At 67.5% G+C, this 14555-nt stretch carries 15 protein-coding genes; 8 read left to right on the forward strand and 7 right to left on the reverse strand.

The features are described from left to right. Positions 1–72 precede the first annotated feature (72 nt). The gene (locus tag M8C13_RS32250) at positions 73–1221 is read left to right on the forward strand and encodes an IS701 family transposase (protein WP_252484539.1); all 1149 of its coding nucleotides are present in this window, start codon (positions 73–75) and stop codon (positions 1219–1221) included. Between the two features lie 377 nt (positions 1222–1598). On the opposite strand, the gene M8C13_RS32255 is transcribed toward M8C13_RS32250, so the two are convergent. Then, positions 1599–1796, reverse strand: coding sequence for a hypothetical protein (locus M8C13_RS32255; RefSeq protein WP_252484540.1), 198 nt, complete (start codon positions 1794–1796; stop codon positions 1599–1601). 71 nt (positions 1797–1867) lie between these two features. On the opposite strand from M8C13_RS32255, the gene M8C13_RS32260 reads away from it, so the two are divergent. Together M8C13_RS32260 and M8C13_RS32265 are read left to right on the forward strand one after the other, a co-directional pair. Then, a complete protein-coding gene (locus M8C13_RS32260) occupies positions 1868–3961 on the forward strand; it encodes a hypothetical protein (RefSeq protein WP_252484541.1) in 2094 nt (697 codons plus the stop codon). Continuing rightward, a complete protein-coding gene (locus M8C13_RS32265) occupies positions 3958–4131 on the forward strand; it encodes a hypothetical protein (RefSeq protein WP_374213220.1) in 174 nt (57 codons plus the stop codon). The genes M8C13_RS32260 and M8C13_RS32265 overlap by 4 nt, the downstream gene beginning before the upstream one ends. A gap of 100 nt (positions 4132–4231) precedes the next feature. On the opposite strand, the gene M8C13_RS32270 is transcribed toward M8C13_RS32265, so the two are convergent. Next, complete coding sequence (locus tag M8C13_RS32270; protein WP_252484543.1) at positions 4232–5101, reverse strand: hypothetical protein; 870 nt, start codon at positions 5099–5101, stop codon at positions 4232–4234. A 197-nt stretch (positions 5102–5298) separates the two neighbouring features. Continuing rightward, positions 5299–6069 carry an AbiV family abortive infection protein gene (locus M8C13_RS32275; RefSeq protein WP_252484544.1) on the reverse strand — a complete coding sequence of 257 codons (771 nt, stop codon included), beginning with the start codon at positions 6067–6069 and terminating at the stop codon, positions 5299–5301. A gap of 263 nt (positions 6070–6332) precedes the next feature. Here M8C13_RS32275 and M8C13_RS32280 point away from each other — a divergent pair, with 263 nt between their 5' ends. Beyond that, a complete protein-coding gene (locus M8C13_RS32280) occupies positions 6333–6950 on the forward strand; it encodes a TetR/AcrR family transcriptional regulator (protein WP_252484545.1) in 618 nt (205 codons plus the stop codon). Between the two features lie 28 nt (positions 6951–6978). After that, the gene (locus M8C13_RS32285; protein ID WP_252484546.1) at positions 6979–7437 is read left to right on the forward strand and encodes a hypothetical protein; all 459 of its coding nucleotides are present in this window, start codon (positions 6979–6981) and stop codon (positions 7435–7437) included. Positions 7438–8300: 863 nt separating this feature from the next. Here the strand turns inward: M8C13_RS32285 and M8C13_RS32290 are convergent. Both M8C13_RS32290 and M8C13_RS32295 read right to left on the reverse strand, forming a co-directional pair. Continuing rightward, positions 8301–8522 (reverse strand): hypothetical protein, encoded by a 222-nt coding sequence (locus M8C13_RS32290; RefSeq protein WP_252484547.1) that lies wholly within the window; start codon positions 8520–8522, stop codon positions 8301–8303. A gap of 324 nt (positions 8523–8846) precedes the next feature. After that, the gene (locus M8C13_RS32295; RefSeq protein ID WP_308202881.1) at positions 8847–9413 is read right to left on the reverse strand and encodes an ATP-binding protein; all 567 of its coding nucleotides are present in this window, start codon (positions 9411–9413) and stop codon (positions 8847–8849) included. 182 nt (positions 9414–9595) lie between these two features. Here M8C13_RS32295 and M8C13_RS32300 point away from each other — a divergent pair, with 182 nt between their 5' ends. The 3 genes from M8C13_RS32300 (at position 9596) to M8C13_RS32310 (ending at position 12460) form a co-directional block, all read left to right on the forward strand. Beyond that, positions 9596–10132 carry a hypothetical protein gene (locus tag M8C13_RS32300; protein WP_252484548.1) on the forward strand — a complete coding sequence of 179 codons (537 nt, stop codon included), beginning with the start codon at positions 9596–9598 and terminating at the stop codon, positions 10130–10132. 123 nt (positions 10133–10255) lie between these two features. Beyond that, complete coding sequence (locus tag M8C13_RS32305; protein ID WP_252484549.1) at positions 10256–11212, forward strand: beta-ketoacyl-ACP synthase 3; 957 nt, start codon at positions 10256–10258, stop codon at positions 11210–11212. 30 nt (positions 11213–11242) lie between these two features. Next, a complete protein-coding gene (locus tag M8C13_RS32310) occupies positions 11243–12460 on the forward strand; it encodes a cytochrome P450 (RefSeq protein WP_252484550.1) in 1218 nt (405 codons plus the stop codon). Between the two features lie 24 nt (positions 12461–12484). Here M8C13_RS32310 and M8C13_RS32315 read toward each other — a convergent pair whose 3' ends face one another. Together M8C13_RS32315 and M8C13_RS32320 are read right to left on the reverse strand one after the other, a co-directional pair. Then, a complete protein-coding gene (locus tag M8C13_RS32315) occupies positions 12485–13270 on the reverse strand; it encodes an acyl-CoA thioesterase II (RefSeq protein ID WP_252484551.1) in 786 nt (261 codons plus the stop codon). A gap of 117 nt (positions 13271–13387) precedes the next feature. Continuing rightward, the gene (locus M8C13_RS32320) at positions 13388–14554 is read right to left on the reverse strand and encodes an MFS transporter (RefSeq protein ID WP_252484552.1); all 1167 of its coding nucleotides are present in this window, start codon (positions 14552–14554) and stop codon (positions 13388–13390) included. Position 14555 lies beyond the last annotated feature (1 nt).

A 14555-nucleotide genomic window follows, 5' to 3' on the forward strand; every position in this document is an offset into this window, starting at 1 on the left:
TCATTCTGAACTGACTACTAATACGACAACGACAGGTTGTGATCTGTCGTCGGGATCTGGTAGTTGATCTCTGTGTCGGTGGAGTTGGTGGCGGGGTGGTCGGCGGCGTTCGACGCGTTCTTGGGTCGGTTCGCGGGGCGGTTTCCTCGTGTGGAGTCACGGCGGCGGATGCGTTGGTATGTCAAGGGTCTGCTCTCCGAGGTGGAGCGGAAGAACGGTTGGACGCTGGCGGAGGCCGCTGGCGACAGCGGCCCGGAGGGCATGCAGCGCCTGTTGAACTTCTACGCCTGGGACACCGATGGGCTGCGCGATGACGTGAGCGCTGCGGTGGTCGAGGCGATCGGTGACGCCGAGGACGGTGTGCTGATCGTGGATGAGACCGGTTTCCTGAAGAAGGGCACCAAATCCGCCGGGGTGGGGCGTCAGTACTCCGGGACAGCAGGACGAATCGAAAACTCGCAGATCGGCGTGTTCCTGGCCTATGCCTCGCCTCGTGGGCGGGCGTTGATCGACCGGGAGTTGTACCTGCCCAAGTCATGGACCGAGGACCGGGATCGTTGCCGGGCGGCGGGAATCGGTGACGAGGTCGGGTTTGCCACCAAGCAAATGCTCGCCCGGCGCATGATCGAACGCGCGCTGGAAGCCGGGGTGCCGTTCGGGTGGGTGACCGCGGACGAACTCTACGGCAACGACACGATGTTCCGTCTGTGGCTGGAAGGTCTCGAGGTCCCGCACGTGGTGGCGGTGCCGAAGAACGCGATGGCGGTGTCGTTCGACCTGTTGAAGGTGCGTGTCCACCGCCTGATCACCCAGCTGCCCGACACGGCATGGGAAAGGCTTTCCTCCGGCGCGGGGACGAAAGGAGCGAGGATGTCGGACTGGGCAGCAGTCGACATCCGGCCGCTGCGCAGACCGGGATGGGGCCACTGGCTGTTGGCGAGGCGGAGCATCGCCGATCCGTCCGATATCGCTTACTACATCTGCTTCGGCCCGGTCGGCACCACGCTGCAACGCTTGGTGAGCGTCGCGGGCGCCCGATGGGCGGTCGAGGAGTGCTTCCAGACCGCGAAGAACGAGACCGGCCTGGATCACTACCAGGTCCGCGGCTACCAGGCCTGGTACCGGCACATCACACTGTCGATGACTGCCCTGGCCTTTTTGGTGATCACTCGCGAGATCGCCAAAAAAGGGGCTTCGCGGTCGGCGTCGGCCAACCGCTGATTCCGTTGTCCATCAACGAGATCCGTCGGCTATGGAACCGGCTCGCCACCCGGCTTGACCACACTGTCGACCACATCCTGCACTGGTCGACTTGGCGGCGAACAAGCCAAGCCCGTGCCCAAATCAGCCACCACAGAAGACGCGCACATCACAACCTGTTGTTGTCGTACTAACTCGCGCTCCGCTTGGTCCATGGCAACCGCCGCGCTCCCACCAGTGACGCGGGAACCACCCGCACGCGCGCGTTACCTGCCTGCCCGTCCTGTCCCGGAACAAGGAGGGGTGGCCGCTATGACGGCTCCATCACTATCAGAGAACCCACGCCAAGATGACCGCGATGGGCTGATCGAACTGCTGCGAGTTGCCGACACGTGGGCTCAAGCGCGAGATTTCATCGTGCCGCTGGGCCTGCACACCAGCCGCCAGGCAGGGCGGCTGGAGATCGTGATCACCGCGCTGGATCCGAACATACCCGGTCCGACGTTGATCGCGGTGACCAGTCCGTCCTCCGCGGCCTTGTCGGTGATGGCGGGAGCGCGCAGGATCCGTTGGGTCGCCGCCGATCTGGTCGCCACGGCGACCGTGCTGGCCCAGGAAGGGCTCCGCCTCCGGGCTGCGCTGCGGCTACGCACTGGCCGAACGGGCGTTGGAGACCTACCACGGTGTCGTTCCCGAAGCGGTGCCGAGCAAGGAAGTGCCGCTCTCGCATCGGTATGCGTTGGTGTGTGAGCGCTTCAAGTCAACTGGCGACGGCCCTCCCGTGGAAGCGCTGGTTCGGCTGGACTCGGTCAACGCGTTGCTGGCAGCGGAAATGAACGCCGCCGGTGTCGGCTGGAACTCAGCCAGGCATGAGCAGTTGCTGGGTGAACTACTGAACAAGCCGCGCAAACGCGACCCGTACCCGCGGCTGACCAAGCTCGATCGGGACATCGCGAAGGCGCTAGGGGCAACCAGAACCGAGTGGTGGCACCAGCTTCAGCAAAATCACCTCCACGACGATGCCGAGGCGATCGCCACCCGGGTGATCCAGCGGCTCAGCGTGGACAACCCCGCCACCAAGCTGATCATCCGGTGGTTGGAGCTGAAGTCGGTGGCACAGCACGGGTACGACTGGGCCGAGCGGTGGGTGGCCGACGGCAGGTGGTGGCCGGTGTTCCGGCCGTTCGGCACTGTCACGGGCCGGTGGGTCGCCGAAGGCGGCGCGATCGGGCTGCCGATCGAGCTGCGGCCCTGCGTGGTCGCCAGATCTGGCCGGACGCTGGTGCGAGCCAGGCTGGCTCAGCTGGAGGCGCGGATGTTGGCGCACCTGTCCGGGGACACCCAACTGATCCCCTTGTGTGGCCAGGACAACCTGTACCGGCGAGTGGCCGACCTTCACTGCACCGACGAAGGCGTCGTCAGGGCCTACCTGCAGGCCGCCCTCCGGGATGACCAGTCGTCCACGGGCCCGCGGGGTACGGCCGTCATGACCTCGTGGTTTCCCGATGCCATGCGGTACCTGGGGGCGAGCCTGGCGGAAGATCGGCAAGCACGTCCGCTACGCCCCGGAGGACGTCCGGGCGTGGCTGGCCGCGATCAGCCACCGCGAACGGTCCGACAGTGCTCACCGGCCTCACGAGCCGGAGACAGAACAGGGATGACCTTGGCACACATACAAGACCGTTGGTGGCGAGACAAGAAGGATCCGGCTACTGGCCAAGTACTGTTTGGCACCAACGGAAAGCCACTGCGCGAGAAGACGGAACGCTACGGGCTGGGCGACCGGCACCGGGTTCGCTACGAGGATCCCGACGGCCAGGAACGCTCCAAAAGCTTCCCCGACAACAACCTCGGCAAGGCCAAGGAGTTCAAGACCAAGGTCGAGAACGATCTCTTGGCCAGGACCTACCGATCACCGGACGCGGGGAAGGTCCGCGTGGACGCCTACGGTCCGAACTACCTCAAGGGCCGCTCCCTGGACGAGTCGAGCCAACTCACCATCGGCGGTATGTTCAAACAGCACATCTATCCGTTCATGGGCCACAAGTACCTCGAGAACATCGACGCCGACGTTATCCGGGACTGGCTTGCCTGGGTGAACCACGAAGACGGCATCTCGGTCAACTTCCAGGCTCAGGTGTGGGCCGCGGCCTCGGCGATGATGGAAGCCGCCTTCGACGAAGGAAAAATCGCCAAGAATCCCTTCCACAGCAAGTCGATCTCAAAGCCCAAGCCGGTCAAGGAGAAGATCCGCCCCTGGTCTGGGGCGAAGATGCACAGCATCCAGGCCGCACTGCCTGCTCGGAGCATGATCGTCGTGCCGGTTGGCGCGGGCCTTGGCCTACGCCAAGGCGAGATCTTCGCCTTCTGTCCGGACGACATCGACCGCGAACTCATGGTGTACCACTGCAATCGGCAGCTCTTGACCAAGAACAGAGTCACATACTTCAAGCTGCCCAAGGGCCACAAGACCAGGAGCGTCCCGATTGGGATGGGCGTCCTGGAACAGGCTGACTGTCACATGGAGCTGTTCCCTCCGGTACGGGTGACTTTGCCGTGGGCAGAACGGGATGGCAAGGAAACCGAAACCGCCAACCTTCTCATCACCACCGCCAGCGGCAGTCCGTTGAACGGCACCACGTTCAACAAGGGCCACTGGAAGCGTGGGTTCGTCCGCTCAAGCCTGGACTACGGCCGCTTCCAGGACGGACTGACGCGCTACGGCACCTCTTCGCCTCGCACATGCTCGCCCGGGGCGTGAGCATCAAGGAGCTGGCGGAGTACCTCGGCCACGCCTCTGAGGCGTTCACCCTGCGCACCTACGCGCACCTCATGCCCTGCAGCCACCACCGCGCCCGGCTTGCCGCCGACGCCCTGTTCCCCCCGGCGACAGCACGAAAGCTGGCCCTGGCCGGGAACGTCGCGGCCTGAGGTGGGATGGATCGTGGACGTCGCCGTCGGTACCGGGTCTGGTCAGTCACATACCGTTCCCCGTTGTCGGTTGATCGCGCGAAGGCCAGCAGCTACGTCCTCAAAGGACCGCAGCGAGCTTCGTCTTAACCGGACGGTGGATCAGATCGTCGTACCAGCGCAGCGCGTACTCCGGACACGAGACGCAGTGCAGGTGGTTGTGCCCGGCCATCGGCGGCGAATGAAGTGCTTGCTTGGACCAGGCCATCGAGTCCGAGCTGGCAATGTGCTGGGCCTCTTCGACGAGCGCCGTCGTCTTGAAACCGAAGGTGTGCAGGCGAATTCCAGCCTCGGCGAACTCGCGGATGAGGAGCTGGATGGGGATGCTCCGTTGCAGTCCGCACACCGAGCCGAGTCCCACGATGGGCTCGTCGGTCAGGTAGATTCCCTCGATTTCGTAGTAGCCCCAACACCTTCTGCGCTGGGCCACGGTCCAGCCCTGAATCTCCGGCGCCACCAGGGCCACGCCGGCCAGTAGCTCCCGCATCCGTAGCACCGATGCCACGGTGGCCCGCATGTGGTCATCGATGCTGAGCCCGGTCTTGGCCAGCACCTCCCGTTCGCACATCCACGACTGTGGCGCGACCCAGGTCAGGCCGCCTACCTCCTCGACGTAACGGTGCACGGCATCGGCGTACTGCTCTGGGGTGGTTCGCCAACCGACGAACCTGCCAACCTCGGTGTAGGCGCCGGAGTCGAGCATCCACGGCCCAGTGGCACGGTGCAGGGTCTTGTGGCGGGCCAAGCGTTGGTATGAAACGCACAGCGGCACGTGGGCGAACTCCGGCCGCCACAACCAACTTCCCTCTGGTGCTCCGAGGTGGACCCGGACCAGGTCCCCCACCGCCGGCTGTGTCTGTCGGGCGGCGCGGACCGCGCTGAAGCCGGACCGCTGGCCGACGCTCACACCTACAAGCTTGTTGGAAAACATGCAGTTGATCGTGGACGGCGCGTCGAACTGGACCGCTCCTCTTACCTGGCCACGCTGCACCAACGATGTGCCGACCAACGTTTCAAGGCTGCATGGTCGCCATCGGCCAGTCCTTTCAGAAACTCAACTAAGCGCTAGTCGGCGTTCAGTGTCCTGTGAGCGACAGGGACCGGTATTGCCCACCGTCAACGCTGCGCTCAGACGTCGGCCGCCGGACCGGAGTCTTTTCGCAGTTCCTCGATATCGGACACCATGTGCAGCAGCTCTCGGGTCTGCGCCTCGTAGCCGAGCTGGCCCAGCGTCGCGAACACGTCGAGCTCAGCGTCGTCCGGCAACCGCAGGCGGTAACTGTCGTTGCGCAGAATCGTGCCACCTGCGTCCGCGACATCTTGCTGCCCTTTTGCCTCGATGTGATCAGCGAGCCGCAACTGCCAGCCGATCTGGTGCACGGCAGCCAGGACACCCCGAACGGCCTCCTCGTCCTGGGCATCGCTCGGGCGGTGAATGTTGCCGGTCGCGGGGTCGACATCCACGTAGAAGCCGCGCTGCTTGTGCTCGTCGTCCTCTTTGGCCCAGGTTTCCAGCGTTTCCAGGTAGACATCCGTCTCCCCGAGCAGCAGCTCGTGTGGCTGGGGCGGGTTGGTGGCGAACCAGTGCTGTTCCCGCACGAGGAAGTCACGCACGGCCATCAACTTCAGCCGGTGGTTCGACCACAGGTTGCGCAAGCCCGCATTGACGAACGGCTCGCCTTCCGGGCAGAAGGCGATCGCCACTCGGCGCTCGTGGATGGCGATCGCCTTGCCCGACTCCTCCAGGCCCAGGATCGCCAGGGAACGCGCCAGGCCGACCTTCCCGCTCTTCAGCAGCAGCTCGGCGGCGCTCAGTAGTTGGTCGGCGTTGGCCAGCACCAAGTCGTACAGCATCCGCACCTGCTGCGGTTCCAGGTCGGGCAAGCGCGGACGTGCCACGTCACCACCTCCGCGGAGTCCAGTGGCACCAGCGTGCGCCGTTGTGGCTCTGGCCGCAATCCGCAGCCACGGTTCCTCTCACAGGAACGGCAGGTCGGGCGAGATGTGCAGAGCAAGGCTGATCAAGGAGTGGATGCGGGTGACCAACGGGCTGGTAGAGGCGGTAGTTGCCGCCGGTGCGTTCGGCCAGGGTGAGGCGCGGACAACGCGAAGCGCACAGCCCACTTTCTTTCGATACAGAGCTGCACTGTATTGTAACGAGTATGGGAACCGATGACCGTGCTCCTGGCCGTCCGCGGAGCAAGGAAGCCGATGCGGCGATCCTGGGCGCCGCGCTGGAACTGTTGATCGAGCGCGGCGCGGAGGCGACCAGCATCGAGCAGGTCGCCCGGCGGGCCGGGGTCACCCGGGCCACCGTCTACCGGCGGTTCCCGGACAAGACCCGGCTCCTGATCGCCACGGTCGAGGCCGCCTACGGCAATCCTCCACAGAGCCCGGAAATCCGCGACGTCGAGCAGTTGGTGGCCGGGTGGGTTCTCGTCCTCACCGACCCACGCCAACGCCGCCTCCTGCGCCGCCTCTACGGGGCGATCGAGGACAACCCGGAACTCGCCAGCGCCTACCACGACCAGTTCGGCCGGCACCGCGACCAAGCCCGCCGGGACGTGCTCGAACGCGCCCGCGACCGCGGACAACTGCCCGCCGACAGCAATCTGGACATCCTGCTGGACGTGCTCACCGGTGCGGTTTGGCAACACCTGGCCGTCCGGCCGGACACCGGCACGGCCGATGAGGTCGAGCAGTTCCTGCGCGCCGTGCTTCACCAGATCGGCTACCGGCCCGGCGCAGATCGGCGACAACCCGTCAAGGGCAACCAGTAACCCCGCGCACCCGAGGACAAGGAGCACCGTGTCAACCGCCACCGTCGAAGCGCAGAAGCGCACTCGGGCCTTCGCCCGTGTCATCGGCCCCTACGTCGCGACCTTCACCACCATCTACGCCATCCGCCTGCCCGAAGGGCTGGACATCGTCAACAACCTGTTCGCCCAGCCCGCCCTGGTACTGCTACTCGGCGCCCTCATGCTCGGTGCCGGACTGGTCATCATCGGCGGTCACCGCAGTTGGCGCGGACCGCTCGCGGTCACCGTGTCACTGTTCGGCTGGTTCGTCGCCCTGCGGGGCTTCCTCTTGATCGTCGCCCCCTTGACGGTCGAGTCGGGCGCCGAAACCACCATGCTCTCGCCAACCGGAGTGGTCCTGGCCCGCATCTTCTTCGGCACCCTGGCCGTGACAGGCCTGCTGCTCACCTACGCCGGGTGGTTCACCACACCAACCACCCCAAAGCCAACAGCAACCGCGACCCCGTGACCGCCACCGCAACCGATCAACTGATCCCGGCCAGGTTCCACCGACACAAGCCTCATGCGTCTATTGCCGCTGAAGCCTGTCTGGCCGCGCCGCTCCGATATTGGGCCCGCTGATCCGTCCGGCCGGTCCCCGCCGTGGACGGAGGTCGACATGGCGTCAGCACGCCGAGGCCGCGGTGGCCTGCCCGCGGCGATCGAGCCCATGCTCGCCAGCCCCGACGGCGGCACGCTCGTCGATGACCCGCGGTTCGCCTACGAGTTCAACCGGCGAACGAGCTCCCCCGCATCTTCCGGGCGCACTTCGACGGCGTCGAGCACCTGGGCGAGACCAGCGATACCGCCACCATCCGGCAGGCACACTGACTTCATCGGCCCCGCGCCCTGTCGAGCTGACCTATTAACCGCGCATCAGCCAGGCGATGTCGCGCAGCTCCCACACCTCGGGCTCGGCCGGGTCACCCACAGCGCGGCCGAGGGTGAGGCGAGCAGGATGTCCACGACCAGCCCGGTCCTGCCGCGTCCGGCGCGCCGGTGCCCGATGCGGCCACCGGTGCGCGGCCGGGCCCGTCGCTACCCCTCCGACACCCGCGACGCGGAGTGGCGGCTGATCGAGCCGAGATCGCGTGGTCCGATACCAGGTACTCGTGCAGGAACTGACCGAGTCATCGACCCCAGGCTGAGGCTGTGGACTTCTTGGCACGGGAACGAGAGGGCTCTCGCGCGGGTGCGGGAGAGTACTTGGCGGCGGTGGCGGATCTGCAACCGCCGCTGGGCTGATCACCCGCCGAGCGTGTGCGGGGCTTGGGTGGGCCGCGGCGGCTGCGCACTGTGCCGCCGCGGCGTTGGACCGGGCCACGCGAGTGGTCAAGCTTCGACGCAGAGGTCCACATCGAAGACGCTGATGGTCACGGTGGTGCCCAGCGGGCCGGGAGGGCCCTCGCAGTTGCCGAGAGGGGGCTGGGCCAGGGCGGTGCCGGCGCCGGCGAGCATCAGCAGCCCACTGGCCAGGCCTGCCACACAGACCGCGGCCAGACGTTGATGCAGCCTGCGGTGTGTCTGCCGGGTGGGAGCAACGGTGTTGTCCATGAGCTGTCTCCTGTTCTCGTTTGTGGTGGTTGTCGGTGTCCGCCCTCGGGGAGCCGCTCGGACACCACCCATTAGATGCCGATCAGTCCAGTTGATTAGTACAATTGGCCTAGCTGTGACGTGAGTGGGTGACCATCTGTGACTTTCCCGATTGGCTGTGTGACGGCACTTCTGGGTTGCCAGGAATGGGCGGCGGGACTGGTCCGGGCGCCCAGGACGAGGTTCTCGAAGTCGCAGAACAGGGCGGTCGGTCCCTCGTCAGGCGATGGCCCAGCCGGTCGGGGTCGTGGCGGTTCGGCTGACGGTGGGTGGCATGGTCGCGGGTCAGCCTCGCCGCTGCTGGGTCATGCGGAGCCGGTAGGACTGGTCGCCGGTGTCGATGATGTGGGCGTTGAAGGTGACGCGCTCGACGATGGCGTTGCAGAGCCGCTGGTCGATGAAGGTCTTGCCCCATTCCCCGAAGGGCGAGTTGGAGGCGACCGCGAGGGCGAGGCGTTTCTCGGGGTCGGTGAAGATCTGGAACAGCAGCTTGGCTCCGGCCTTGTCCAGTTCCAGATATCCGAACTCGTCCAGGCATAGCAGGTCGACCTGGCCGTAGCGGTTGAGGACCTTGGTCAGCTGACGCTCGTCGGCGGCCTCGGCCAGCTCGTTGACCAGGTTCGCGGTGGCGGTGTAGCGGACCTTGTAACCGGCCTCGGCGACGGCAGTGCCGATCCCGATGAGCAGGTAGCTCTTGCCGGTCCCGGAGTCGCCGATCAGGCAGAGCGGGTGTCCAGCGGCGACCCAGCCGGGTTCGGTGAGGGTGTGGATCCGGTGCCCGGCCAGCGCCCCACCGCATCGGTCCCACCTGATTCCCGAAGAAGGAAGGACACCTTCGGGAATCAGGTTCACGCTAACGAGTTGCCGTCAAGGCTGATTTTTTCGCGTCATCTCCGGTAACCCTAGGTAATCACGAAGTCACACTTCGGACGACCGGGGTCACCCATTTTTTACTTCTGCGTGTTTCCGCTACGAGCTACTGTCGAAGTCGTTTTCCGATCCTCCCGTCGGTAGACCTTCGTCACTAGTCGAGCTTGGAGATTGTCATGCGCGGAATTCCTTTCCTCGGCATGCTGTTCGCGTTGCTCATGTTGAACACAGTGGCGCCGGTGGCCCAGGCCTCCCCCGAACTCGCCGTTGTCCAATGTGTCGCGGGCGGCAGCAGTGCCTACAGTCCGGGACTGACGATGACCGCAAGACCGATCGACATCACCGGCGAAGGGACCTTCAACACCTGTCTCGGCGATTCCGCGGTCTCGGGCGGCACGTACACCTTCACCGCCCACAGTGACAGCCTGGCCTGCACCCTGGGTGACGCCACCTCGACCGTCAAGATCAACTGGCTGCCGCTCAACGTGACCAGTACTGTTGATCTCGCGATCGCGAGATCCGTGCGTCCGGGCGGCGAGACTGCCGCCGTGATCACCGGGACCATCACCGCGGGTCGATATGTCGGCGCGAGCTATACCAGTCTGGCGGTAATTGTCAATCCCGCGGCAGGGGCCTGCCTTTCGGATCCCGGCGTGGTCAGTTCCACCGGAACCGGCACCATCACGATTCTCAAGGCCTGAGCCGGAAAGGTTTTTTCGGCTGATTGGAAAGCATTGCCGGATGGGGCCGCATTTCACCGTGATGCTCCTCCCTATCGCGTCGACCGCGTGGGCGCACCTGCGTGATATGTGCATGGAGGCTCTATGAATACCTGTGATCCGGTCGGCGGCTCGCGATTCCTCGCCCTCGGCGGCTATCGCCCCGCCACGGTGATCTCCAACGCGGAACTGGCCCAGCGGCTGGGGGTCAGCGAGGACTGGATCCGGGACCGGGTCGGCATCCGCGAAAGGCACGCGGCAGGCCCCGGGGAGTCCGTGGTGATGATGGGCGCGGAGGCCGGGCGCAAGGCGCTGGCCGCCGCGGGCCTGCCCGCCGACGCCGTGGATCTCATCCTGCTCGCCACCTCCTCCATGCCCTCGCCGATGCCCAACGGGTCCGCCGCCATCGCCAGCGCACTGGGCATCCCTGCGGCGGGCACGCTGGATGTCAACGCGGCCTGCGCCGGGTTCGGCTACGCCGTCGGCATCGCCGACGGCCTGATCCGATCAGGGCTCAGCAGGCACGCCCTGGTCATCGGGTCCGAACGGATGCGGGACTGGGTTGACCAGGATGATCCGGCCACCGCGGTCATCTTCGCCGACGGCGCGGGTGCGGCCGTGCTCGGCGCGGCGCGCACCGCCGGGATCGGACCGGTGGTGTGGGGTGGCGACGGGACGCGGGCCGGTCTGATCGGCATCCAGGACCGGGCAGGCACGATCCGGATGCAGGGGCCCGCGTTGTTCCGCTGGGCCATCACCACCCTCGCGCCGATCGCGCGCGCGGCGTGCGCGCGAGCCGGGACAACCCCCGCTCAGCTGAAGGCTTTTGTGCCGCACCAGGCCAATCTGCGCATCACCGAGGCGCTGGCCGAGGAACTGGACCTGCCACACGCGGTGATCGCACGCGACATCACCAGTTCCGGCAACACCGCGGCCGCCTCCATCCCACTGGCCCTGCTCCGGCTGCTGGAACAGGGTGCGATCAGCACCGGCGATCCGGTGCTGCTGCTGGGATTCGGGGCCGGCCTGAGCTATGCCGCGCAGGTCGTGCACTGCCCCTAGCACCTGTCCTGGCCAACGGAAGGGAAAAACATGTCCGACAGCACCAGTGTGATCAACTCGCTGTTGTCGCCACGCTCGGCCCCGGATCCCTACCCGGCCTACCGCGCACTGCGCCAGGCCGCCCGGACGCACTACTTCAAACCGCTGAACATGTTCCTGGTCACCGGTTTCGCCGACTGCCTCGCGCTGCACCGGGACCAGAATCTCCGGGTGATCAACAGCACCGGCCGGGGGCAACAGCAGCTGGGGCGGTGGCCGGATGAGGTGCTGCGCTCCATCGACCAGTGGCCGGTGTACCAGAACCCGCCCGTGCACGGGCCGGTGCGGCATGCGGTCAGCAGGCACTTCACCCCGGCGAAGATCGAAAGCCTGCGGCAGTGGGTCGAGCGGCAGTTCGAGCGGGAACTCGACCGCGTCGCGGAGCAGGGCGCGCACGGCGCGGTGGTGGATCTGCAGGCCAGTCTCAAGCGGCTGCCCATGGTGGTGATGTCCCGCCTGCTGGGGCTGCCGCGGGCGGATCTGGCCGATCTCATCGAGGTGGTCTCAGAGTTCTCGCTGTTCTTCGACGTGGTGCTGACACCGGCGCAGCACCGGCGGCTGCTGGAGAGTCACGACCGGCTCATCGGCTACCTGATCGCGCTGGTCGCCCCGTACCGGCGAGCAACCGCGGAGTCGGTGCCGCCGCTGATCGCCGGACTGATCAGCACCGCCGAGGACATGTCGAACCGGCAGCTCGCGGGCATGATCGCGGGGCTGTTGCTGGCCGGTTTCGAGACCACGGTGGGACTGCTGGGCAACGGGGCGCACGCCTTGGCGCTGCACCCGGATCAGGCCCGGTTGCTCGCCGGGCAGCCCCGGCTCGCCCCGACCGCGGTGGAGGAGGCGCTGCGCTGGGACGCCTCGGTGCAGGTCAACTGCCGGATCGCCGGGCCGTCGATGGAGGTGGGCGGGGTGCCGATCCCGGAAGGCGCGGTGATCGGCCTGATGTACGGGTCCGCGCACCGGGATCCCGAGCGCTACCGCGATCCCGACCGCTTTGACATCACCCGCGTCGGCAGTCAGCAGCTGAGCTTCGGCATGGGGATCCACTACTGCCTGGGCTCGCAACTGGCCCGGCTGGAGGCGATGGTGGCCTTCACCGGACTGGTCCGGCGGTTCCCGAAGCTGCGGCTGGCGGAGCAGCCGCGGCGGCGCAGGCCGGGGTTCTCCCTGCGGGCGCTGGAGACCCTGCCGGTCCTGGTCAGCTGAACCGGCTCGCCGGTCCGGGTTCGCTCAGGAGAGGCCGGCCAGGATCCGGCGGGCCTGGCGGACGTTGCAGAGCAGCCTGCCGTCCTCGGCCCAGCCGGTGATGTTCTCCATCACCCAGCCACTGCCGACGTGTTCGGTGGTGGCGCGCAACAGCACCCATTCCCCGGCCGGACCCTGGTCGAGTGCCTCGGTGAAATGCGCGCTCATCCCCACCGTCGGCACCGGCACCGCCGAGGTCAGCACGGCGAACAGCGACGGCGGCAGGCTGTCCGCCAGGGTCAGCACCGCCTCGGCGTCCACCGCTCGGCGGTCGGTGAACCGCACCCAGAACAGCAGTTCGGCCTGCTCGCCGCCGGCCAGTGCGAGGGCCGGGCCGGCCGGGCGGTACTCGATGTGCACCGACATCGGCACCCGGTCGGCAGGCGCGGACTGCACGGGCTCGCAGGAAGCCACGCCGGGCACCGCGGGCATGGCCGTCCAGGCATGGCTGTGCGGTCCCCTGCCCAGTCCGAAGGTCGCGGTGGCCAGCAGCGCCAGGCCGCGATCCTGGTGCGCGCGCAGCGCGGCGTGACTCATGCTGCGCCCCGCGTGTTCCAGCGTGACCGCCAGCGACAGCGGGCGTTCGTCGACCGGTGCCAGGAACGACGCCGACAACGTCCGCACGCGCTGTGCGCCGTCGACCTGACCCCGCATCGCCGCCAGCGCCAGCGCGGCCGTGTACCCACCGTGCGCACCAGACCAGGTCCACCAGGAGCGGTCGATGGTGCGGGTCGTGGTGGAGGAGGTGGCGGCCGCGCCGGATCCGATCACCCGGCCACGGTAACCATGGGCCCGCGCCCACCGCGGGTTCGACCGCGGATCAGTAGCCGACCGGGTGGACTTCCTTGGCAGCGGTGGAATTCCGGGCGATCGGCGTGGCGGCCAGGGTCACCTGGGCACCGGGGATCTCCGGTTGGCCGCGGCCAGGCCCAGCCCCAGCGCGGCCAGCACCACCCCGGCCGCCGGGAGCCAGCCGACGCCCGCGGTGGCCAGCACGACTCCGCCGATCGCCGAACCTGCCCCGGCGCCGAGGTAGATCATCGATCCGTTGAGTCCGAGCGCCACGGTCGGGGAGTCCGGCGCGGCGGAGAACAGGCGGTGCTGCTGCGGCACCATCAGCATTCCGGCCGCCACGCCGATCGCCCCGGCGAACAGCAGCGTGCCGGGCAGGCTCAACCGGGCGAGGTTCAGCGCCGCGAACCCGGTGACGCAGCCGGCCAGCGAGGCGAGCACCACCCGATCCGGGCCGAACCGGTCGGTCCAGCGACCGGCCAGCGAATTGCCGGTGAAGTGCCCGGCGCCGAAGGCGACCAGCACCCAGGACAGGGTCGCGCCGGTGGCCGAGGGTTGCGCGACCACCGGCAGGTAGACCAGCACGGCGTACAGGGCGAGGGTGCCCAGCACGGTCACCAGCAGCACGGTGGCCACCCCCGGGCGCGCGAACACCGACAGCCGGACGCGCAGGCCCACCGGAGGCACCCGGACCGCGGGCAGCACCGGCGTCAGCAGCGTGAGCAGCGCCCCGGCCACGCCGATGCCGCACAGCACCGCGCGCCAGCCGAGCCATTGGCCCAGCAGCACCCCGATGGGCACCCCGAGCACCATCGAGGCGCTCATGCCCGCGGCCACCGTGGCCAGCGCCCGCCCGCGCCGGGCGCCGGTGGCCAGCGCGCCGGCCACGACGTAGGCGTTGGACTGGCAGGCCGCCGCGCCGATCGCCGCCACCCCCCTGGATACCAGGACCACGGTGTAGCCGGGGCCGAAGGCCTGTCCGGCCATGCCCAGGGTGAACACGGCCAGGCCGCCGCCAAAGAGCCACCGCCGGTCCCAGTCACCGGTGGCCGCCGCGAGCAGCGGTGAGGCCACGGCGTAGGTGAAGGCGAAGACGGTGGTCAGCTGCCCTGCCGCGGATTCCGACACCTGAAGGTCCTCGGCGATGGGCAGCAACAGTCCATTGAGGACGAAGCCATCGGTGCCGACGACGAACGTGCCGAGGGCGAGGATGAGCAGCATCCGCGTTGGCAGTCGGTCATCCGGCGATCGATGAACTGTCATG

It is taken from the genome of Crossiella sp. SN42 (assembly GCF_023897065.1).
In the GTDB taxonomy this organism is placed as follows: Bacteria; Actinomycetota; Actinomycetes; order Mycobacteriales; family Pseudonocardiaceae; genus Crossiella.